Source organism: Methylobacterium sp. Leaf111, from assembly GCF_001423285.1.
GTDB lineage: Bacteria > Pseudomonadota > Alphaproteobacteria > Rhizobiales > Beijerinckiaceae > Methylobacterium.
In genome coordinates this window covers 1-19,479 of record NZ_LMNE01000011.1, presented here as the reverse complement: position 1 = coordinate 19,479, position 19,479 = coordinate 1, and the positions used below count along the sequence as shown (strand labels likewise).

The 19,479-nt window shown below is 72.2% G+C and carries 22 protein-coding genes and 1 pseudogene; 11 read left to right on the top strand and 12 right to left on the bottom strand.

What is annotated here, in order from left to right; genetic code table 11:
* Positions 1-96: 96 nt before the first annotated feature.
* Positions 97-1,191 carry a UV damage endonuclease UvsE gene (locus ASF41_RS08960; protein ID WP_056492558.1) on the top strand — a complete coding sequence of 365 codons (1,095 nt, stop codon included), beginning with the start codon at positions 97-99 and terminating at the stop codon, positions 1,189-1,191.
* Positions 1,192-1,231: 40 nt separating this feature from the next.
* Here the strand turns inward: ASF41_RS08960 and ASF41_RS08955 are convergent, their stop codons facing one another.
* Both ASF41_RS08955 and ASF41_RS08950 read right to left on the bottom strand, forming a co-directional pair.
* Complete coding sequence (locus ASF41_RS08955) at positions 1,232-1,903, bottom strand: aldolase (RefSeq protein WP_056349486.1); 672 nt, start codon at positions 1,901-1,903, stop codon at positions 1,232-1,234.
* 35 nt (positions 1,904-1,938) lie between these two features.
* The gene (locus tag ASF41_RS08950) at positions 1,939-2,967 is read right to left on the bottom strand and encodes a LacI family DNA-binding transcriptional regulator (protein WP_056492555.1); all 1,029 of its coding nucleotides are present in this window, start codon (positions 2,965-2,967) and stop codon (positions 1,939-1,941) included.
* 187 nt (positions 2,968-3,154) lie between these two features.
* On the opposite strand from ASF41_RS08950, the gene ASF41_RS08945 reads away from it, so the two are divergent.
* The 5 genes from ASF41_RS08945 (at position 3,155) to denD (ending at position 8,605) form a co-directional block, all read left to right on the top strand.
* Complete coding sequence (locus ASF41_RS08945) at positions 3,155-4,471, top strand: MFS transporter (protein ID WP_056349489.1); 1,317 nt, start codon at positions 3,155-3,157, stop codon at positions 4,469-4,471.
* Between the two features lie 144 nt (positions 4,472-4,615).
* Positions 4,616-5,533 carry an L-threonate dehydrogenase gene (gene ltnD, locus ASF41_RS08940; protein WP_056216630.1) on the top strand — a complete coding sequence of 306 codons (918 nt, stop codon included), beginning with the start codon at positions 4,616-4,618 and terminating at the stop codon, positions 5,531-5,533.
* A 14-nt stretch (positions 5,534-5,547) separates the two neighbouring features.
* On the top strand, positions 5,548-6,345 hold the full coding sequence (otnI, locus tag ASF41_RS08935) for a 2-oxo-tetronate isomerase (RefSeq protein WP_056492552.1): 798 nt from the start codon (positions 5,548-5,550) through the stop codon (positions 6,343-6,345).
* Positions 6,342-7,628, top strand: a complete 1,287-nt coding sequence (otnK, locus tag ASF41_RS08930; protein WP_056492549.1) for a 3-oxo-tetronate kinase — start codon at positions 6,342-6,344, stop codon at positions 7,626-7,628. The genes otnI and otnK overlap by 4 nt, the downstream gene beginning before the upstream one ends.
* Before the next feature lie 17 nt (positions 7,629-7,645).
* Complete coding sequence (gene denD, locus ASF41_RS08925) at positions 7,646-8,605, top strand: D-erythronate dehydrogenase (protein ID WP_056492546.1); 960 nt, start codon at positions 7,646-7,648, stop codon at positions 8,603-8,605.
* A 93-nt stretch (positions 8,606-8,698) separates the two neighbouring features.
* Here the strand turns inward: denD and ASF41_RS08920 are convergent, their stop codons facing one another.
* The 8 genes from ASF41_RS08920 to mdcA are packed head-to-tail and all read right to left on the bottom strand — an operon-like array spanning position 8,699 to position 15,844.
* A complete protein-coding gene (locus ASF41_RS08920) occupies positions 8,699-9,703 on the bottom strand; it encodes an aldo/keto reductase (RefSeq protein ID WP_056383255.1) in 1,005 nt (334 codons plus the stop codon).
* 27 nt (positions 9,704-9,730) lie between these two features.
* Positions 9,731-10,654: an acyltransferase domain-containing protein gene (locus ASF41_RS08915; RefSeq protein WP_056492543.1), complete on the bottom strand. Its 924-nt coding sequence runs from the start codon at positions 10,652-10,654 to the stop codon at positions 9,731-9,733.
* Positions 10,655-10,667: 13 nt separating this feature from the next.
* Positions 10,668-11,522 carry a triphosphoribosyl-dephospho-CoA synthase MdcB gene (gene mdcB / locus ASF41_RS08910; RefSeq protein WP_156653254.1) on the bottom strand — a complete coding sequence of 285 codons (855 nt, stop codon included), beginning with the start codon at positions 11,520-11,522 and terminating at the stop codon, positions 10,668-10,670.
* 27 nt (positions 11,523-11,549) lie between these two features.
* Positions 11,550-12,206 (bottom strand): malonate decarboxylase holo-[acyl-carrier-protein] synthase, encoded by a 657-nt coding sequence (gene mdcG, locus ASF41_RS08905; protein ID WP_056492537.1) that lies wholly within the window; start codon positions 12,204-12,206, stop codon positions 11,550-11,552.
* Positions 12,199-12,939: a biotin-independent malonate decarboxylase subunit gamma gene (gene mdcE, locus ASF41_RS08900; RefSeq protein WP_056492534.1), complete on the bottom strand. Its 741-nt coding sequence runs from the start codon at positions 12,937-12,939 to the stop codon at positions 12,199-12,201. The genes mdcG and mdcE overlap by 8 nt, the downstream gene beginning before the upstream one ends.
* 1 nt (position 12,940) lies before the next feature.
* Positions 12,941-13,873 (bottom strand): biotin-independent malonate decarboxylase subunit beta, encoded by a 933-nt coding sequence (locus tag ASF41_RS08895; RefSeq protein ID WP_056492531.1) that lies wholly within the window; start codon positions 13,871-13,873, stop codon positions 12,941-12,943.
* Positions 13,873-14,184, bottom strand: a complete 312-nt coding sequence (gene mdcC, locus ASF41_RS08890; protein WP_056216648.1) for a malonate decarboxylase acyl carrier protein — start codon at positions 14,182-14,184, stop codon at positions 13,873-13,875. Before mdcC ends, ASF41_RS08895 begins: the two co-directional genes overlap by 1 nt.
* A 13-nt stretch (positions 14,185-14,197) precedes the next feature.
* Positions 14,198-15,844 carry a malonate decarboxylase subunit alpha gene (gene mdcA / locus ASF41_RS08885; protein ID WP_056492528.1) on the bottom strand — a complete coding sequence of 549 codons (1,647 nt, stop codon included), beginning with the start codon at positions 15,842-15,844 and terminating at the stop codon, positions 14,198-14,200.
* Between the two features lie 229 nt (positions 15,845-16,073).
* Between mdcA and madL the strand changes: the two genes are divergently transcribed.
* The 4 genes and pseudogenes from madL (at position 16,074) to ASF41_RS08865 (ending at position 18,340) form a co-directional block, all read left to right on the top strand.
* On the top strand, positions 16,074-16,397 hold the full coding sequence (madL, locus tag ASF41_RS08880) for a malonate transporter subunit MadL (protein ID WP_082504198.1): 324 nt from the start codon (positions 16,074-16,076) through the stop codon (positions 16,395-16,397).
* A pseudogene (gene madM, locus ASF41_RS08875) lies at positions 16,385-17,138 on the top strand (malonate transporter subunit MadM). The gene madL and the pseudogene madM overlap by 13 nt, the downstream one beginning before the upstream one ends.
* 68 nt (positions 17,139-17,206) lie before the next feature.
* Positions 17,207-17,875 (top strand): GntR family transcriptional regulator, encoded by a 669-nt coding sequence (locus ASF41_RS08870; protein WP_407067268.1) that lies wholly within the window; start codon positions 17,207-17,209, stop codon positions 17,873-17,875.
* A 198-nt stretch (positions 17,876-18,073) separates the two neighbouring features.
* The gene (locus ASF41_RS08865) at positions 18,074-18,340 is read left to right on the top strand and encodes a hypothetical protein (RefSeq protein ID WP_056216654.1); all 267 of its coding nucleotides are present in this window, start codon (positions 18,074-18,076) and stop codon (positions 18,338-18,340) included.
* Between the two features lie 107 nt (positions 18,341-18,447).
* Here the strand turns inward: ASF41_RS08865 and ASF41_RS26435 are convergent, their stop codons facing one another.
* Together ASF41_RS26435 and ASF41_RS08855 are read right to left on the bottom strand one after the other, a co-directional pair.
* Positions 18,448-18,582: a hypothetical protein gene (locus ASF41_RS26435; protein ID WP_280138138.1), complete on the bottom strand. Its 135-nt coding sequence runs from the start codon at positions 18,580-18,582 to the stop codon at positions 18,448-18,450.
* A gap of 224 nt (positions 18,583-18,806) precedes the next feature.
* Positions 18,807-18,986, bottom strand: a complete 180-nt coding sequence (locus ASF41_RS08855; protein ID WP_056492525.1) for a hypothetical protein — start codon at positions 18,984-18,986, stop codon at positions 18,807-18,809.
* 34 nt (positions 18,987-19,020) lie between these two features.
* On the opposite strand from ASF41_RS08855, the gene ASF41_RS08850 reads away from it, so the two are divergent.
* Positions 19,021-19,185, top strand: coding sequence for a hypothetical protein (locus ASF41_RS08850; RefSeq protein WP_156653252.1), 165 nt, complete (start codon positions 19,021-19,023; stop codon positions 19,183-19,185).
* Positions 19,186-19,479: the final 294 nt, after the last annotated feature.

The following is a 19,479-nucleotide window of genomic DNA, read 5'->3' as shown; positions in this document are numbered from 1 at the left end:
CCGGCGCCGACGGGGCCGTCGGCGCGGGGGCAACGCACCGCATCCGGTCCCCGGTTCCGGCCGTGCACCAATGCCGCTCCGCCGCGTTATCGCCCCATGACCGATCCAGCCTCGACCGATTCCGCACCCCGCCTCGGCTTCTGCTGCAAGTTCATCCTCGAGCCACCGTCCGAGCCCTTCAAGACCCTGAAGGCCGCCCGCGAGGCGACCCTGCAGATGAACCTCACCCACGCCACCATGGCGCACCTGAAGACCCTGGCGCCCACCGCGCGCCGGGACAAGCTGGAGGGCCTCGTGCGCCACAACCTCGGTGCCCTGGAGCGGCAGGTGGCCTGGGTCGCCGCCCGGCCCGCGATCGAGCGCCTGCTGCGGATCGCCAGCAACGTCCTGCCCGGCTACACCCACGCGGTGGCGCGGGACCTCTATGCCGAGCCCGAGATGCGCCGCCTCGTCCAGGACGGCCTCGCCCGGATCGGCGCGATCGCCCGGGCCGGTTCGGTGCGCCTGAGCTTCCATCCCGGCCCGTTCTGCGTCATCGCCTCGCAGAACCCGGCGGCCCAGCGCAACGGCATCGAGGAGCTGGAGCACCATGCCGAACTCATGGCGATGCTCGGCTACGGCCAGGGCTGGCATCCGCACGGGGCCCACATCAACATCCATGTCGGTGCCCGCGACCCCGGCATCGCAGGGTTTCGCGCCAGCCTGCCCAAGCTCTCGCAGACGGCGCGCGATCTCCTCACCGTCGAGAACGACGAGAATTTCTTCGGATTGGACACGGTGCTGGAGCTGGCCGACGTCGTGCCGGTGGTGCTCGACCTGCACCACCACTGGGTCGAGAGCCGGGGTGCGTACATCGAGCCCGACGATCTCCGCGTCGCCCGGGTGCGCGAGTCCTGGCGGGGCGTGCGCCCCGTGGCCCATATCAGCGTCTCGCGCGAAGCCCTGCTGGAGGGGCATACGCCCGACGCCCTGCCGGACTTCGCCGCCCTGACCGAGGCCGGTCACAACTGGCGCGATCTGGCCGCCCATTCCGACATGATGTGGAACCGGGCCGTGAACGCCCTGGTGGCCCGCCACATGGCCTGGGCGGATTTCGAGATCGAGGCCAAGTCCAAGAACATCGCCTCGGCCGGCATCGCCGCCGAGATCGCCGCGACCCTGCCCACGGCGCAGATCGAGGTGGCGGCCTGACGGGGCCCTCGGCCGCGCAGCGCGCGTTTCAGCGCGCCGCTCAGTGCCCGTGGTCGTGCCCGTCGGGCTCCGGCAGGGTCAGGCCGAAATGGCTGACGAGGTCCTGCACCTGCCCCGGCGAGAGGTGGCGCGGGTTGAGGTTGCGCAGGAGCAGGTAGAGCTTGGCCGTCTCTTCCAGCTCCTCGGTCGCGAAGACCGCGTTCTCCAGGGTGGAGCCGGCCACCACCGGGCCGTGGTTGGCCAGCAGCACCGAGGCGTAGCGGCCGGCCAACCCCCGGATCGCGTCCGCCACCGCCGGGTCGCCGGGCCGGTAATACGGCACCAGGGCCGTGGCCCCGGCCCGCATCAGGTAATACGGCGTCAGCGGCGGCAGAACCGCCTTGGGGTCGATCTCGGGCAGCATCGACACCGCCACCGCATGGGTCGAGTGCAGATGGACGATGGCGCGCGCCTCCGTGCGGCTGTCGTAGAGCGCCGCATGGAGCGGGATCTCCTTGGTGGGCGCGTGGCCCGAGACCAGGGCGCCCTTCGCGTCCAGGCGTGAGATCGTGCCTGGGTCGAGGAAGCCCAGCGACGCGTTGGTCGGCGTCACCAGCCAGCCGCCGTCGTCCAGGCGCAGGGAGATGTTGCCCGACGAGCCCGGCGTCAGGCCGCGCTCGAACAGCGAGCGGCCGAACCGGCAGATCTGCTCGCGAAGCTTCGATTCGCTCATGAAATCCCTTCAGGTCACGGGAGGAGGGGGCGATCTCAGGCGGTGGCGCCCGCGATCAGTTCGTAGCCGAGATCGACGGTCTCGGCCGGGCCGTCGGCGGCGAGGCGCTCGGCGGCGGCGGCGCCGATCTCCAGGCGCGGCGTGCGGATGGTGGTCAGCGGCTGCGGCAGGGCGGCGGCGATGTCGAGGGCGTTAAAGCCGAACAGAGCGAGGCGTCCCGGCACCGCGATCCCGTCCGCGAGACAGTGGAAGTAGCCGCCCAGCGCCATGTCGTCGTTGGAGAAGTAGACCGCATCGAGGTCGGGCCGGCGGCCGACCAGCCGCGCCAGGGCCTCCCGCCCGGCCGCGGCCGAAGAGGGTCCGGACGCGATCTCGCGCTCCGCCAGGGGGCAGCCCGCCTCCCGAAGGGTTTCGCAGAACCCCGCGAGCCGCTTGGCGGCGCGGAGATCCTGCGTGATGTCGTGGCCGACGAAGCCGATGCGGCGGTAGCCCCGTGCCAGCAGGTGCCGGGCGCTGTCGCAGCCCACCGCCCGGTTGGAGAATCCCACCACGATGTCGAGGCCGGCCCCGTCGGTGTCGATCATCTCGACGATGCGAATGCCGCTCGCCCGCAGGCGGGCCAGCGCGCCGGGCGTGTGTTCCAGGCCGGTGACGATGAGGCCGGCGGGACGCCAGGAGAGGAGGGCGCCGATCAGCGCCTCCTCCCGCTCCGGGTCGTAGTCGGAGACCCCGATCACGCTCTGGAAGCCGCCGCGGTCGAGGACCGCCGTGGCGCCCCGCAGGAGGTCCGGGAACACGATGTTGGTGAGCGACGGGATCACGATCCCCACGAGCTTGGCCCCCGCCGTGGAACCGGAGCCCGCCAGCATGCCGGCCAGCCGGTTCGGCACGTAGCCGAGACGCGCCACCGCCTCCGCGACCCGGTCCTGCGTGCGCTTCGAGAACGAGCCCTGGTTGCGCAGGACGCGCGAGACCGTGCTCTCGCCGACTCCGACTTCGCGGGCCACGTCGGACAGGGTCACGAGCCGGCGCTCCGGCTCGTGCAGGGACCTCTGGACGTTCATCGTCGACCTTCATCTCCGGTCCCGGGCTGCACAGCCCATAGCAAGCTTAGTTGGCCGCAACAATGAGATTGGCAGCGCTGCCATCATCTGTTACGCAAGATGCAAGCGCTGCCACAACGAGTAGTGCTGCAATAAGATGGTGCAACGCCAGAACGGCGACGTGCAACGCGCGCCGGCAGGAGGAAACATGAGCGTTCAGGCCGCAACCGCGCGGGGCGTCGATGCGCCCGCGGCGGATTTCGTCGAACAGACCTATCGCAAAGTGTTCTGGCGGCTCGTGCCGTTCCTGATGCTCTGTTACGTGGTCGCCTATCTCGACCGCGTGAACGTCGGCTTCGCCAAGCTGCAGATGTCCCAGGAGCTGGGCTTCAGCGAGACCGTCTACGGCCTCGGCGCCGGCCTGTTCTTCATCGGCTACTTCCTGTTCGAGGTGCCCTCGAACGTGATCCTGCACCGGGTCGGCGCCCGGGTCTGGATCGCCCGCATCATGATCACCTGGGGCATCATCTCCGCCGGGTTCATGTTCGTGAACTCGGCCACCTCGTTCTACATCATGCGCTTCCTGCTCGGCCTGGCCGAGGCGGGCTTCTACCCGGGCGTGATCCTCTACACCACGACCTGGTTCCCGGCCCATCGCCGCGCCCGCGTGATCGCCGTGTTCATGTCGGCGATTCCCGTCTCGGGCATCTTCGGCAACCCGCTCTCCGGCTGGATCATGGACGCCTTCAACGGCACCTACGGCCTGTCGGGCTGGCAGTGGATGTTCCTGATCGAGGCGGTGCCGGCGGTGCTGGTGGGTCTCGCGGTGTTCTTCTACCTCGACAACCGCCCATCCGAAGCCAAGTGGCTCACCGCCGCCGAGAAGCAGGTCATCGAGCGCGACATCGCCGCCGACGGCGCCGGCAAGGAGCAGAGCCCCCACTCCATCGCCACCGTGTTCCGCAACGGGCGGATCTGGTTCATGAGCCTGATCTACTTCGCCTTCGTCACCGGCCAGTACGGACTGACCTTCTGGATGCCCACCATCGTCAAGGCGTCCGGCATCCAGGGCAACCTGAACATCGGCCTCGTCAGCGCGATCCCGTTCCTGTTCGCGGTCTTCGTGATGATCCTGCTCGGCCGCAGCGCCGACCGGATGCGCGAGCGCCGCTGGCACCTCATCGTCCCGGCCCTCTGCGGCGCGGTGGGCTTCGTGGTCGCCGCCAGCACGGGGAGCACCGTCGTGGCCATCGCGGCGCTCGCCGTGGCCGCCGGCGGCGTGCTCACCTGCGCACCCCTGTTCTGGTCCCTGCCCACCGCCTTCCTCAGCGGCGCGGGGGCGGCCGCCGGAATCGCGCTGATCAACTCGGTGGGCAACCTCGCGGGCTTTGCCAGCCCCTACGTCATCGGCGCCCTGCGCGATTCCACGGGCAGCACCGCCGCCGGCATGTACGCGCTGGCCGGCATGCTGGTGATCGGCGCGGTCTGCGTGTTCGTCACCCCGAAGCAGGTGGTCAACCGCTGAGACGGCTGCGCCGACGGCCGGCGGCTCCGAAGCCCGCACCGTCATCCCGGGGCGCCGCAGGCGAGCCCGGGATGACGGGATGGGTCGCAGCACCGTCGTTTCGATTTGCCCGCTCCGATCCCTCCCTCCCATGAACAGGTCCCCATGAGCATCAACACCCAGACCCAGCGGGCCGCCGTGATCGGCCTCGGCTCCATGGGCGCCGGCATGGCCGGTTCGCTCCTCCGGGCCGGCTTCGCCGTCGCGGCCTGCGACGTGGACGCGGACGCCGTCGCGCGCTTCGCCGCGACCGGCGGGCAGGCGGCGGCGAACCCCGCGGCGGCGGCGGAGGGCGCCGACGTCGTGGTCTGCGTCGTGGTCAACGCCGCCCAGACCGAGGCCGTGCTGTTCGGGCCCGGCGGCGCTGCAGAGACCATGCGGGCGGGCGCGGTGTTCGTCTCCTCGGCCACCATGGACCCGGCCGTCGCCCGGCGCCTCGCGGCCCGCCTGGAGGAGACCGGCCGCCACTACCTCGACGCGCCGATGAGCGGCGGCGCCGTCCGCGCGGCCGAGGGCGAACTCACCTTCCTGGCCTCCGGCACGAAGGCGGCCTTCGACGCGGCCCGCCCAGCCCTTCACGCCATGGCCGGCAAGCTCTACGAGCTCGGCGACGCGGCCGGGCAGGGCGCCGCCTTCAAGATGATCAACCAGTTGCTTGCCGGCGTGCACATCGCCGCCGCCAGCGAGGCCATGAGCTTTGCCGCCAAGCAGGGCTTGGATCTCCGCAAGGTCTACGAGGTCATCACGGCGTCGGCCGGCAATTCCTGGATGTTCGAGAACCGCATGCCGCACGTCCTCGACGGCGATTACAGCCCGAGAAGCGCGGTCGACATCTTCGTCAAGGATCTGGGCATCGTGCAGGACATGGCGCGGGCGGAGACATACCCCGTGCCGGTGGCCGCCGCCGCGCTGCAGATGTTCCTGATGGCGTCCGGCTCCGGCATGGGCCGGGACGACGACGCCTCGGTGGCCCGCCTCTACGCCCAGGTGGCCGGCGTCGCCCTGCCGTCGCCCAAGGCCTGAAGGGAGAAGAGCCGATGCCGCGTTTTGCCGCCAATCTCACGCTGATGTTCACGGAGCGGCCGTTCCTCGACCGCTTCGCCGCCGCCGCGGAGGCGGGCTTCACCGCCGTGGAGTTCCTCTTCCCCTACGATCATCCGCCCAAGGCCATCGCCGAGCGCCTGGCGCGGTTCGGGCTGACCCAGGCCCTGTTCAACCTGCCGCCGGGCGACTGGGCGGCGGGCGAGCGCGGCCTCGCCGCCCTGCCGGACCGGTTCGCCGAGCTGCAGGCGGGCGTCGAGACCGGCCTGACCTACGCCAAGGCCACGGGCGTCGCCCGGCTCCACCTCATGGCCGGCATGGCGGATGCGCGCGATCCGGCGGCGCAGGACGCCTATCGCCGGGCCGTGGCCTGGACCGCCGAGCGCGTCGGCCGCGAAGGCCTCGACCTCGTGCTGGAGCCGATCAACGCCCGCAACATGCCGGGCTACTTCCTCAACGACTTCGACATGGCCGCCGACCTCATCCGCGACCTCGCCCTGCCGAACCTGAAGCTGCAGTTCGACCTCTACCACTGCCAGATCCTGCACGGGGACGTGACCACCCGCCTGCGCGACCTGATGCCGATGGTCGGGCACGTCCAGACCGCCAGCGTCCCCGCCCGGAACGAGCCCGGCACCGGCGAGATGAACGACGCCTTCCTCTTCGCCGAACTGGACTACCTCGGCTACGCGGGCTTCGTCGGCTGCGAGTACAACCCGGCCGGCGGCACCGGGGAGGGCCTGGGCTGGTTCGAGCCCTACCGCGCCTCGCAGGTCCGGGAGGGCACCCGATGAGCCTCGCCCTCGGATCGGTGGCCGACGACTATACCGGCGCCTCGGACCTCGCCAACACGCTCAGCAAGGGGGGCCTGCGCACGGTGCAGACCATCGGCATCCCCGCCGACGACCTCGATCTGGCCGGTGTCGAGGCCGTGGTGGTGGCCCTGAAGAGCCGCTCCATCCCGGCCGCGGAAGCCGTGGCGCGCACCCGCGCGGCCGAGGCCTGGCTGCGCGGACGGGGCGCCGCCCACGTCCTGTTCAAGATCTGCTCGACCTTCGATTCCACCGACGCGGGCAATATCGGACCCGTCCTGGACGCCCTGCGGGGCGAGGCGGGCGAGGCCATCGCCCTCGTCACCCCCGCCTTCCCGGAAACGGGGCGCACCGTCTACCAGGGCAACCTGTTCGTCGGCGCGGTGCCGCTGAACGAGAGCCCGCTCAAGGACCATCCCCTCAACCCGATGCGGGACGCCAACCTCGTGCGGGTGCTGGGCCGCCAGAGCGCGTCGCCCGTGGGTCTGGTGGATTTCGCCACCGTGGCGAAGGGGCCGGACGCCGTCGCCGCGTGCCTTGACGCGCTCGCCGCCGAGGGGATCGGCGCGGCCATCGCGGATGCGGTGGTGGAGGCCGACCTCGAGACCCTGGGCACGGCGGCGCTCGGCCACCGGGTGTCGGTGGGCGCCTCGGGCCTCGGCCTCGGCCTCGCCCGGGCCCTGGTCGCGACCGGGCGTGCCGCCGCGCCGGACAGCGCGGCGGATCTCGGCGCGCCCGTGGGGGGGCTCTCCGCCTGCCTCGCCGGCAGTTGCTCACAGGCGACCCTCGGCCAGATCGCGGCGGCCGAGGCCCTGATGCCGGTGCGCCGCCTCGACCCCGAGCGGATGCTCGTCGGCGAGGCCGAGACCGAGGCCGAGATCGCGGCCGTCCTGGCCTGGGCCGGCGAGCACGTCGGCGCCGGCCCCGTCCTCATCGCCAGCAGCGCCGAGCCCGAGACCGTGCGGGCCCTCCAGGCGCGCCACGGCGGCGATCGGGTCGGCCACGCCCTCGAGGACGCGCTGGCCCGCATCGCGGAAGGCCTGGTGGCGCACGGCGTGCGCCGCCTCGTGGTGGCGGGCGGCGAGACGTCGGGGGCGGTCGTGGACCGGCTCGGGCTGAAGGCCTTCCGCCTCGGGCCCGAGATCGCCGCCGGGGTACCGGTGCTGCGCACGATGGGGCAGGGTGAGCCCATGCTGCTCGCCCTCAAATCCGGCAATTTCGGCGGCCGCGACTTCTTCTCCCGCGCCCTCGACCTGATGCGCTGAGCCTGAAAGGACGACCCATGCACGCACTGATCCTCGGCGCCGCCGGCATGATCGGCCGGCGCCTGACCGACGCCCTCGCCACGCAGGGCGATACCCGCGCCCTCACCCTGGTCGACGTGGTGGAGCCGACCGCCCCGGCGGGCTTCACCGGCTCCGTCGTCACGGCTGCCGCCGACCTCTCCGTGCCCGGCGCGGCGGAGGCCGCCATCGCGGGCCGACCGGACGTGGTCTTCCACCTCGCGGCGATCGTCTCGGGCGAGGCGGAGGCCGATCTGGAGAAGGGCTACCGGGTCAATCTCGACGCCACCCGGCTGCTCCTCGAGGCCATCCGGCAGGCCCATGTCGCCGAGGGCTATCGTCCCCGCGTGGTCTTCACCTCGTCGCTGGCCGTGTTCGGGCCGCCGCTCCCGGGCGTGATCCCGGACGACATGATCCTGACGCCGGCCACCTCCTACGGCACCCAGAAGGCGATGGGCGAACTGCTGCTCGCCGACTACAGCCGGCGCGGCTTCCTCGACGGCATCGGCCTGCGCCTGCCCACCATCTGCGTGCGGCCGGGCAAGCCGAACAAGGCGGCGTCCGGGTTCTTCTCCGGGATCATCCGCGAGCCGCTGGCCGGCCAGGAGGCGATCCTGCCGGTGCCCGATACCGTGCGCCACTGGTTCGCCAGCCCGCTTTCGGCCACGCAATACCTCCTGCATGCCGCCCGCATCGACCTCGCGCCCCTCGGCCTGCGCCGCAGCCTGACCATGCCGGGAATCTCGGCGACGGTGGCCGACGAGATCGAGGCCCTGCGCCGCGTGGGCGGGGACAGAGCGGTGGCGCTGATCCGGCGCGAACCGAATCCGGCCATCCAGGCCATCGTGGAGACCTGGCCGGAGGCCTTCGACACGCGCCGCGCCCTGGACCTGGGCTTCGAGGGCGATGCCAGCTTCGATGCCCTGGTGGCGCTGCATCTGGCCGAGACGCAGGGCTGAGCGAACGACGCCCTTTCGGCGACGACGCGTGTCCCGATCCCTTGCGGGGGAGGGACACGCGAGCGGCCTCGGGGGGATCCCTGCGGAACGCCCTCAGCCCCGCACGCGGCCCTCGATCGGGTAGGCCGGGTCGTTGTAGCCCGGCGTCGAGGAGTGGCCGGTGACGACGTGGGCGTCGACGAGGGCCTCGTCCTCGTCCGTGAAGGTGTAGCCCAGCGCGCCCAGATACGCGTCCCACTGCGCCTCCGTGCGCGGCCCGGCGATGACCGAGGTGACGGTGCGGTTGGCCAGCACCCAGTTCACTGCGAACTGCCCCGCCGTCAGGCCCCGCGCGGCCGCATGGGCCTGGAAAATCCGGGCGATCACCAGGGATTCCGGGCGCCACTCCGTCTGCATCATGCGGGTGTCCTGGCGCCCCGCGCGGGTGCCCTCGGGGGGCGGGGCATCGGGATCGTATTTGGCGGTGAGCACGCCGCGGGCCAGCGGCGAGTACGGCACCACGCCGAGGCCGTAATGGGCGCAGGCCGGCAGGTGCTCGGTCTCGGGCATCCGGTTCAGGGCGTTGTAGTAAGGCTGGCTGACCACGGGCCGGTCGATACCGAGGTCGTCGCACAGGCGGCAGATCTCGGCGACCCGCCAGGCCCGGTAGTTGGAGACGCCGAAGTAACGGATCTTGCCCTGGCGCACGAGGAGCGCGATGGCGCCGATGGTCTCGGAGAGCGGCGTCGTGTGGTCCTCCTTGTGGAGGTAGTAGATGTCGATCACGTCGGTGCCGAGCCGCTTCAGGCTGGCCTCGGCGGCGCGCAGCACGTGGGGGCGCGACAGGCCCCGGTCGTTGGGGCCCGGTCCCATCGGGTTGGCGACCTTGGTGGCGAGCACCCAGGCCTCGCGGTCCCGGCGAAGCGCCCGGCCCACCACCTCCTCGGAGCGGCCCTCGTTGTAGACGTCGGCGGTGTCGAGGAAGTTGATGCCGGCGCCCCGGGCGCTGTCGATGATGCGGCCGGCGGTGGCCTCGTCGGTGGGGCCGCCGAACATCATGGTGCCGAGGCAGAGCGGCGAGACCTTGAGGCCCGAGCGGCCGAGATTGCGGTACTGCATCGTGGCATTCCACTCCATCAGGGGCGCTCAGGCCCCGTCGCGTATCCATTGCACCACGCCGGCGGGCTGGCGAAAGTCCTCCAGCGCATGAACCCGCGCCTCGGGCAGGGCCGCGCGGGCCATGGTGGCGAGGGCGTGGCCGGGGCCGAGTTCGAGCACCCGGGTCGCGCCGAACTCACCGACGCCCTCCAGGCAGGCGGCCCAGTCCAGGGTCTGCGCCACCTGCGCGGCAAGCTTGGGCAGGCCCGCCTCCGGCCGGAACACCGCCGCTCCGTCGAGGCCGCTGAGGAGGCGCGGGGCCGGACGCGGCGGGGTCGCCAGGGGAGCCTGCGCCAGCCGCTCGGCGAAGCGCGCCGAGGCCTCGGCCAGGAGCGGCGTGTGCGAGGGAATGTGGACGGGCAGGCGAACGGCCCGGGCCGCGCCCGCCGCAAGGGCCTGGGCGCAGAGGGCGTCCAGCGCCGCGACGGGGCCGCCCACCACCACGCTGTCGGCGGCGTTGCGGATCGCCGGATGGCACCCCTGCGCCTCGGCCAGGGCGAAGGCCCGCGCGGCAGGCAGGCCGCGCAGGCCGGCGAGGCCGTAGCCGGGACCGGCCGCCGCATCCATCGCCTCGGCGCGGGCGGCGGCGAGGTGCAGCACCGTCTCGGGCGCGAACAGGCCGGCGCAGCCGAAGGCCGCGAGATCGCCGATGCTGTAGCCCACCACCACGACGCGGGCGGCCTGAGCCCTCCGCACCAGGGTCCAGGCGGCGAGGCCAGCCACGCAGCACAGGATCTGCCCGATCCGGTTGGCGTGCAGGTCCTTCCCTGAGCGCACGAAGTCGCGCGGATCCTGACCGAGCAGGGGGGCCGCGGCCGCGAAGACGCCCTGCGCCTCGGGCAGGGCGGCCGTGAGGTCGAACATCCCGGGATGCTGGCCGCCCTGGCCGGAGAGGAGGACCGCGAGGGTCATGGGCGATCAACGCTCATGGTCGCTCCCAGGCGTCGACGAACAGCGTCATGGCCAGCAGGTCGGCCGCTCCGCCGGGGCTGAGGCGGCGGGCGACGAAGGCGCGGTGCAGGTTTTCCGCGTGTGAGACCCAGTCGTCCCGGGCAATGCCGCCCTCGGCGAGGAAGCGGGCGGCTTCCGCCCGGGCGAAACCGAACCCCTCCGGGCCGCCACGATGCAGGAGGTTGGTGTCCTCGAGGGCCGCGACCAGGGCGAGGCAGGCCTCCACCCGCGCCGCCTCGGGCGACTCGGGACGTCGGGCACGGGCCCGGCGCAGGGCCGGCAGGCCGGTGCCGTAGAGGGTCGGGAAGCCGGCCGCGGCCTCGGCCGGCGCGCCCCCGACCCCGTGCCGCCGCCGCGCCCGCGCACCCGGCGCGTGCAGCAGTTCGGGGCCGTCCAGAATGGCACCGGCGTAGCGTGCGCGGACATGGGCGCCGAGGCTCCCGGCCGCCGGACGCCGCCCCAGGGCGCCGGCCGCCGCGCCGAGGAGGCCCAGGCCGAAGATGGCGCCCCGGTGGGTGTTCACGCCCCCCGTGGCCGCCCGCATCGCCGCCTCCGCCGCGAGGCCGATCCGGCGCAGATGCGCCATCCCGGCCCCGGCCGCGCCGGCCTCGGCCAGATCCGCGAAATAGGGCTCCAGGGCGGAGGCACTCGCCCCGAAGGTGCCCGCATCCATGTCGGAATGGCTGCCGCGGTCCACGTGGCTGACGAGGCCGGGCTTGGGATAGGTGGCGAGCTCCAGGCGCAGGCAGTGCGTGGCGAGGCGGGCGATTGCGTCCGGGCCGCCGACAGTCGCAGCGGGGACCCGGGTCTCCCACGGAGCCGCGGGCATCGGCAAGAGGGCACGCATCGGCATGGCTCAGGCCGCCGGCGTCAGGGCGGCGCGAAGGGCCGAAACGGGCCGGAGCTCCAGCCGCTCCAGGCCCTTGGCCAGGACGGTGTCGCCGGGGCCGGCCGCCTGCAGCTCGCGCCAGTTCACGGCGAAGCCGTCGGCGAGGCCGATCTCGCCGTCGAGGCGCATCGGCGCCTGTGCCGCGAGATCGGCGAGGCCGTCGAGGAAGGCCGGGCGGACGGGACCGGGCCAGAGCAGGTCGAGGTCGGAGGTGGCGGAAAGGTAGGGCAGACCCGTCAGGGCCTGCCAGAGCAGACCACCGAACACCCGGGGCACGCGACCATGGGCGGCCCCGTGCGCCAGGAGCGCGTCGAGGGCGGGCTGCCAGGTGGCGGGCGCGGCCGCCCGCGCCTCGGCCAGGGTCAGGCCGGGGCGCGGGCGCAAAGCCGCGGGCGGAAGCGTGAGGCCGATGCGGCGCTTGCCGAGGGAGGGCGGCAGCGGCAGCCCGGCCGGAACCAGGGTGCCATCCTCGCCGGGCCCGCGGCGGCGCACGATCACGGGCCAGCCGCGCGCGGCCCAATCGGCGAGATGGGGAATCCCGTCGAGGTCCGGCCGCTGCGCCAGCAGCGGGCCCCAGGCGGCGGGCGCCACCGTGAGCAGGTCGTGGCGCGCGGCATCACGCACCCGGCGCCTCGCGCAGCACCCGGTCCTGCGCCTCGCGCACCACCTGAGCGGCGATGTCGTGGGCGAGGGGGCGCCCGCCCCGTTCATGGCCCAGCGCGTCGCGGGTATCGGCCGCCGGGCTGTCCGCGATCAGCGCGGCGACCTGCAGGCCGAGGGGCTTGTCGGGGTCGAGGACCGCCTGCACGGCGCCGGTCTGGACCATGTTGTCGAGCCCCGGCGCGAAGACCGAGGTCGAGCGGGCCATGTCCTGCAGCGTCTCCAGGGGCAGCTTGGTGACGCGGGCCACGGAGGGGAGGTCCATCACGCTCGGATGGGCGCCGGGCAGGGCCGCGAGCACGCGGGTGGCGAGCGCCGTGGCGATGAAGGCCCCGGCCGCGCTGTGGCCGTAGAGCAGGCCGAGGGTCGGGTGCCCCTGCGCGTCGGCCAGCAGCAGCGCCTTGGCCAGATGGGCGAGGTACTCGTTGAGGCCGAGAAGCTCGTCGCGCCGGCTCATGCGCTGGCTGTCGGAATCGATCAGGACGAGGATGGGCGTGCCGCCGCCCGCCCGCACCACGTCGAGGACGCGCCCCGCCAGGAAGCAGGCGCCCTCGATGCCCAGCGCCGCCTCGCCGTCGATGCCGATCACGGCGAGGCGGCCGCCACCGAGGGGGCCATCGCCGGATATCAGGCCGTCCGCCACCGTGACGGCGTGGCCCGCCGGAAAAAGCGAGGCGAGCAGGGCGTCGAGGGGCATCTTATCGGGCATGGTGCGGCCCCTCCGGGAGGCGGGCGAGCAGGGCGTCGAAGCCCTCGGTGGTCAGGCCCGGCACGGCGGCGGGGTCGTTGACGCCGAGGCGCCCCCAGATCTCGGTGGCGTCCCGGGCGTCGCCGAAGCGGTCGAGGCGGGCCTCCAGCCGGGCCTGCTCGGCCTCGAGCGTGGCGAGATCAAAGGCCGGGGCCGCCGGGATCGCCGCCAGGGCGGCCCGCCGAAACGCCCCGATCGTGTCGTCCACGAAGGCGTCGGCGGCGCCGATGAGACGCCGGTGCTTTCCGCCCATGGTGCGCCACACCAGCGCCCGGTCGCGGGAATCGAACTCCTCCGCGCCCTTGTTGGTCTCGATCACCTCGGGGCCGGAGACGCTGAGGCGTCCCCCTTCGGAGATGATCAGGCGCGCGCAGGTGCCGGCGACGAGGCCGCCGCCGCCGTAGCAGCCGGCCCGCCCCCCGATCAGCCCGATGACCGGGATGCCGGCGGCCCGCGCGACCGTGATCGCCCGCATGATCTCCGCGATGGCGGTCTCGCCCGCATTGGCCTCCTGCAGGCGCACGCCCCCGGTGTCGAACAGGATCAGCAGAGCGGCAGGCTTCACGGCCAGCGCCGCCCGCAGCAGACCGACGAGCTTGGCGCCGTGGATCTCGCCGAAGGCGCCGCCCATGAAGCGGCCCTCCTGGGCGGCGACCAGCACGTCCTGTCCGTCGAGGCGGCCGCGCCCGACGATCATGCCGTCGTCGAAGGCGCGCGGCAGGTCGAACAGCGGCAGGTGCGGGCTCATTCTCCGCTGCTCGGGGCCGACGAACTCCTGGAACGTGTCCATGTCGAGGAGGCCGGCGAGGCGGGCGCGGGCGCTGGCCTCGTACCAGCTCTGGTCGAGGGGCCAGGAAGAGAGGGAGACGGGCTTCCAGTCCATCACGGCATCTCCATCAGGCGGGCGCCCTGGGCGAGGCGCAGGGACACGGTGTCGGGGCGGGCGCCCCCGTCGTTGATGGTGATGGTGAGCCCGCCGGGCTGCCGGCGGGCCACGAAATCCGCGACCACGGCGGCCCAGACCTCCCCGTACCCGGCGATGGCGGTATCGATCTCGACGTGGCACGCGTCGGGGGCGAGGTTGCGCTCCAGCAGCACCTCGAGGTTGCCGGAGGCGACGACCCCGGTGATCGCGCTGGCCCGCGTGCCGGGGAGCGCCGTCCGGGTGGCGTGGCGGAAGCTCAGCTTCTCCATGACGCGAAAATCCTCACCAGTTCCGGAACTTGGCCGGCGGCTCGTAGAGGCCGCCCGACCAGTGCACGAGGTCCTTGATCGAGCGCGCGGCGAGCAGCGAGCGGTCGGCGTCCAGGGGCTCGATGCCGAGATCCTCGGGGCGCCGGATGATCCCCCTGGCGCGCAGGCGCTCCACCTCCGCGTGGTCGCGGCCCCGGCCCACCTCGGTGTAGCCGGCCACCCCGCGGATCGCCTGCTCCCGCTCGTCCGGGGTCCGGCACAGCAGCAGGTTGGCGATGCCCTCCTCGGTGACGATGTGGGTGACGTCGTCGGCGTAGACCATCACGGGGGCGAGCTCGAGCTTGAGCTTGCGCGCGAGTTCCAGGGCGTCGAGCCGCTCCACGAAGGCCGGGACCAGCTTGTCGCCGAAGGTCTCGACGAGCTGCACCACGAGCTTGCGCCCGCGCCGGAGCGCCGGGTCGCCCGTGCCCCCGGCCTCGCGGCCCGCCTTCATCCAGGTGTCGGAGGGGTGGCGCCGGCCGTGCGGATCCGAGCCCATGTTCGGGGCGCCGCCGAAGCCCGCCACCCGGTTGGTGGTCACGGTGGAGGAATGGCCGGCCAAGTCGATCTGCAGGGTCGAGCCAATGAAGAGGTCGCAGGCATAGAGGCCGGCCGTCTGGCAGTAGGCGCGATTGGACCGGAGTGAGCCGTCGGAGCCGGTGAAGAACACGTCCGGCCGGGCGCGGATGTACTTGTCCATGCCCACTTCGGAGCCGAAGCAGTGGATTTGGCTGACCCAGCCGGATTCGATGGCCGGGATCAGGCTCGGATGCGGGTTGAGCGCCCAGTGGGTGGCGATCCGGCCCTTCAGGCCGAGGCGCTCGGCATAGGTGGGCAGCAGCAGCTCGATCGCCGCGGTGCCGAAGCCGATGCCGTGGTTGAGGCGGCGGATGCCGTATTCCGCGTAGATCCCCTTGATCGCCATCATGGCCATCAGGATCTGCGTCTCGGTCACGGCGCCGGGGTCGCGGGTGAAGAGCGGCTCGACGTAGAACGGCCTGTCGGCCTCCACCACGAAGTCCACCCGGTCGCCGGGGATGTCGACGCGGGGCACCCGGTCGACGATCGCGTTCACCTGGGCCACCACCACGCCGTTCTTGAAGGCGGTCGCCTCCACCACGGTGGGCGTGTCCTCGGTGTTGGGGCCCGTATAGAGGTTGCCGTCCCGGTCGGCCGAGACGCCCGCGATCAGGGCCACGTTCGGTGTCAGGTCGATGAAGTAGCGCGCGAAGAGCTCGAGGTAGGTGTGCACCGCCCCGAGCTCGATCTGGCCGCCATACAGCATCTTGGCGATGCGGGCGCCCTGGGGACCGGAATAGGAATAATCGAGCCGCTTGGCGATGCCCTGCTCGAAGATGTCGAGATGCTCGGGCAGGACGATGCCCGACTGCACCATGTGCAGGTCGTGGACCCGGGCCGGATCGCAGGCGGACAGGCCGCGGGCGAGGCAATCGGCCTGCTTCTGGTTGTCGCCCTCCAGGCAGACCCGGTCGCCCGGCCGGAGGATCGCCTCGAGGAGGTCGACGACCCGGGCCGCCGGCACGACCTTGCCGTCCGCATGCGGCCGCGCCCTTTCAAGGCGCGCCTCGCGGGCGGTGCGTTCCTGACGCCAATCCGTCATCCTGTCCGCCCCCTCGTCCCAGCCTGCGTATACGGCACTCCGCGATCGACACCCTACGACATGCCGAACCCGATTCATTCCCTCGATCAGTATTCCAAATTGCGAACCTGTCAATCAACGGTATACTGAGAGCAATCAAAAACGAATCGTCGAATACGCAGGAGGAACGCTCCATGCCCCGTGCATTCCGATCGCCGTCCCCCGTCACGACGACGCGGAGCCACGCCCGATGACCATCCTCGGCGTCGCGCTCCTGGCGCTCTGCACCCCAATCGGCGTGTTCCTCGGCGACCGGCTGGGCATCGCCCTTGGGGTCAAGGCCAATGTCGGCGGGGTCGGCCTCGCCATGATCCTGCTCATCGCCGCCTGGTCCTGGCTCCTCGCCCAGGGCAAGCTCGGCGGCGGCATCACGCTGGGGGTCGAGTTCTGGTCGACCCTGTACATCCCGATCGTGGTGGCGATGGCCGCGCAGCAGAACGTGATGGCGGCCGTGCGCGGCGGGGCCCATCGTGCTCACCGCCGCCACGGTCCCATGACCCCATGCTGGCCATGATCGAGCACGTCTTCGTCGAGCAGGGCCTGGCGGCCGCCTTCGCGGCGGTCGGCGCCCTGATGCCGGTCTCGAACCTCGCCAGCCGTTGGCTCACTGCCGGCCGGGTCCACGGCTCGGCCATCGCCATCGTCCTCGTGCTCGCCTATGTGCGGGCCTCTATACCGGTGGCAGGAAGGGCGTCGCCGACCGGCCGGCCTTCGCCGGCATCGGCCTGATGGGCGGGGCGATGCTGCGCGACTTCGCCATCGTGGCCACCGCCTTCGAGGTCGACGTGCCGGAGGCCCGCCGCGCCAGGCTCCTCGGCGTCCTGGCCTTAGGCCTCGGCCCCGTGCTCCCCTTCATCCTCGGCGCCCTGACGGCGGTGGCCTTCGGCTACACCGACGCCGTCGGCATCACGACGATCGGCGCGGGGGCCGTGACCCACATCGTCGGGCCGGTGACGGGGGCGGCGCTCGGCGCGGACTCGGCCGTGATGGCGCTCTCCATCGCCACCGGCGTCACCAAGGCCGTGATGGTCATGGTCGCCCCCCCGTCGCCCAGCTCATCGGTCTCGACAATCCGCGCTCGGCCATGGCCTTCGGCAGCCTGATGGGCACGGTGAGCGGCGTCGCCGGGGGCCTGGCCGCCACCGACCCGAAGCGCGTGCCCTACGGCGCGCTGACGGCGACCTTCCACACCGGAATCGGCTGCCTCGTCGGTCCGTTGCTGTTCTACCTCACGGTTCGGGCCATCGTGGGATGACGGATGGGGTCTCGCGCGTCCCGGGCAGGGAGCGAACCGGGGGAGAGCGGATGATGGACGCGGGCACGATGGACGAGCCGGTGGCGGAGCGCGGACTCCTGTCGGACCAGATCCGCAACGCGCTCACCGACGAGATCGCGGCCGGGCACCTCGCCGCCGGCACCGCCCTCGACGAGCAGGATCTCGCCGACCGCTTCGGCGCCTCGCGTACGCCCGTCCGCGAGGCGCTCCGCCAACTCGCCTTCAACGGGCTGGTGGAGCTGCGCCCGCGCCGGGGGGTCGTGGTCACGCGCATGACGCCCGAGCGGATCATGGACATGTTCGAGACCACCGCCGAGTTCGAGGCGATGTGCGTGCGGCTCGCCACCTACCGGATGACGCCCCTGGAGCGGTCCCACCTGATGGACCTGCATGCGCGCTCCGGCGACATGGTCGCGGCCGGCGACGTCGACGCCTACGATGGCTTGAACCGCAGCTTCCACGAGGCCCTCTACGGCGCCACGCATAACGGCTTCCTCAAGGAGCAGGCGCTGGCCCTGCGCACCCGCCTCTCGGGGTTCCGCCGGACGCAGCTGCGCTACGGGGACCGCATCCAGGGCTCCCGCGCGGAGCACGGGGCCATCCTGGCGGCGATCGCCGAGGGCGACGGCGAGGCGGCCGCCCGGCGGATGCGCGCCCACATGCTCAATGCGGCCAGCGCCTTGCGTCATTACATCGACGCCCACTCCGACGTGTGATGCAACACACACATAGGCGAGACCATATCATCCGAGAGAAATGCGCCAAACGCATGCGCTGGGTGTTGCAGCGCACGCCGTTCCAGAGGGGCGGGTCCTACATCACGCTCATACCAACAAGAACGGCCCCCGGACATCTTGGACATGATCCTCGCATGTTTGACGGAGACCGGACCTGTACTGCTGGATACGACGACTATGAACACCCGTCTTGCTTCCGCCGCCGTCGCCCTGGTCCTGACCCTCGGCGCCCCCGTCACCTCCGCCCTCGCGCAGAGCTACAACGCCCCGGCCGGTATCCCCGCCGCCGCCGCGCCCGGCAGCCGCGTCGTCGGCGCCTTCGATGACGTGACCACCGGCTCGCTCCGCCGCCGCGCCGACGACTCTGCCAAGGCCGGCAATGCCGAGCAGAACAACAAGCCGACGGCCAATTACGGCACCACCTCGGGCGGCCCGGCCTACTGAGGCCCCGACCGAGGGACGGCGTGCACCGCGCGCCGGTCCGAGGCCGAGAACCACCCGAGCCGATGACGGCGGGGCGCGAGCCCCGCCGTTTTCGTGCGTCGGGGGGGTCAGCGCCCGAGGGAATCGGTCAGCGTCATCCCGAACAGGATCGCGACCCAGAAGAACCCGACCCCGGCGAACAGGCGCACCAGGGGCGGCTCGTGGCGGACCGCCATCGACACCCGGATGATGATCGCCGCCATGCACCGACCACCCCGAGCTCGACGAGCCAGACCTGTTCGAAGGGGCGCGTCGCCCCGAGCGCGACGTTCACGGCAAGCAGCGACAGGAGCGCCAGGACGGTGCGCACCGGCGTGAGCAGGCCGTGCCGGAGGAGGGCGCAGTCGGCGGGGCCGAGGGTCTAGAAGGGCTTGCGCAGCGTTGCCTTCTACCGGTTGACCCGGTGGAGGACCGCGAAGGCGACGATCTAGAACCTGAGATGCCCGGCCGCCGCCCGCACCGCCTCCGGATGGAGCAGGCGCAGGATCAGCCCCGTGCGGAACAGCCCGGCGAAGAGCAGCCGTTCCGTGAGCAGCCAAGCCCCCATGCCCAGCGTCGCGGCGCAGCGCTGCTGACCAAAGGTGGCGAAGGGCTCGGCGCGCGTCACGCCGACGGGTTCGGCGGCGGGGTGCGCCGCTCACGTGTGGTGGCTCCCGGTCTCGGGGGCCTGGATCGGGCAGTCCTACGGGACCTTCGGCACCGGCGGAGCCTCGGAGAAGTTGTGCGGCGGAGGCGGGGAGGCGGCCTCCCATTCCAGCCCGTTGGCGTCCCAGGGTCTGAACGGCCGCGACCTGCGCCTGGCCTGATCGAGGCGGGAGAGGGGCGAGGCAGCACGCTGGCCGATCGGCTCACGCCGCTCTGTGACGGCTACGACGCCGTACGGGGCGTCTCCGCGCCCTTGATCGAGCGGATCCTGAGCCTTGCCGCCGCCTCGACGGTTCTAGGGATCGGTCTGGACGTCGTCCTGCTACACCGACGCAGCCAGGGCGCGGCCGGCTTCGGAACGTCGAAAGCCCGCCCTGGATTTCACCGGGGCGGGCTTTTTGTTGAGTTTGGTTGCGGGGACAGGATTTGAACCTGTGACCTTCAGGTTATGAGCC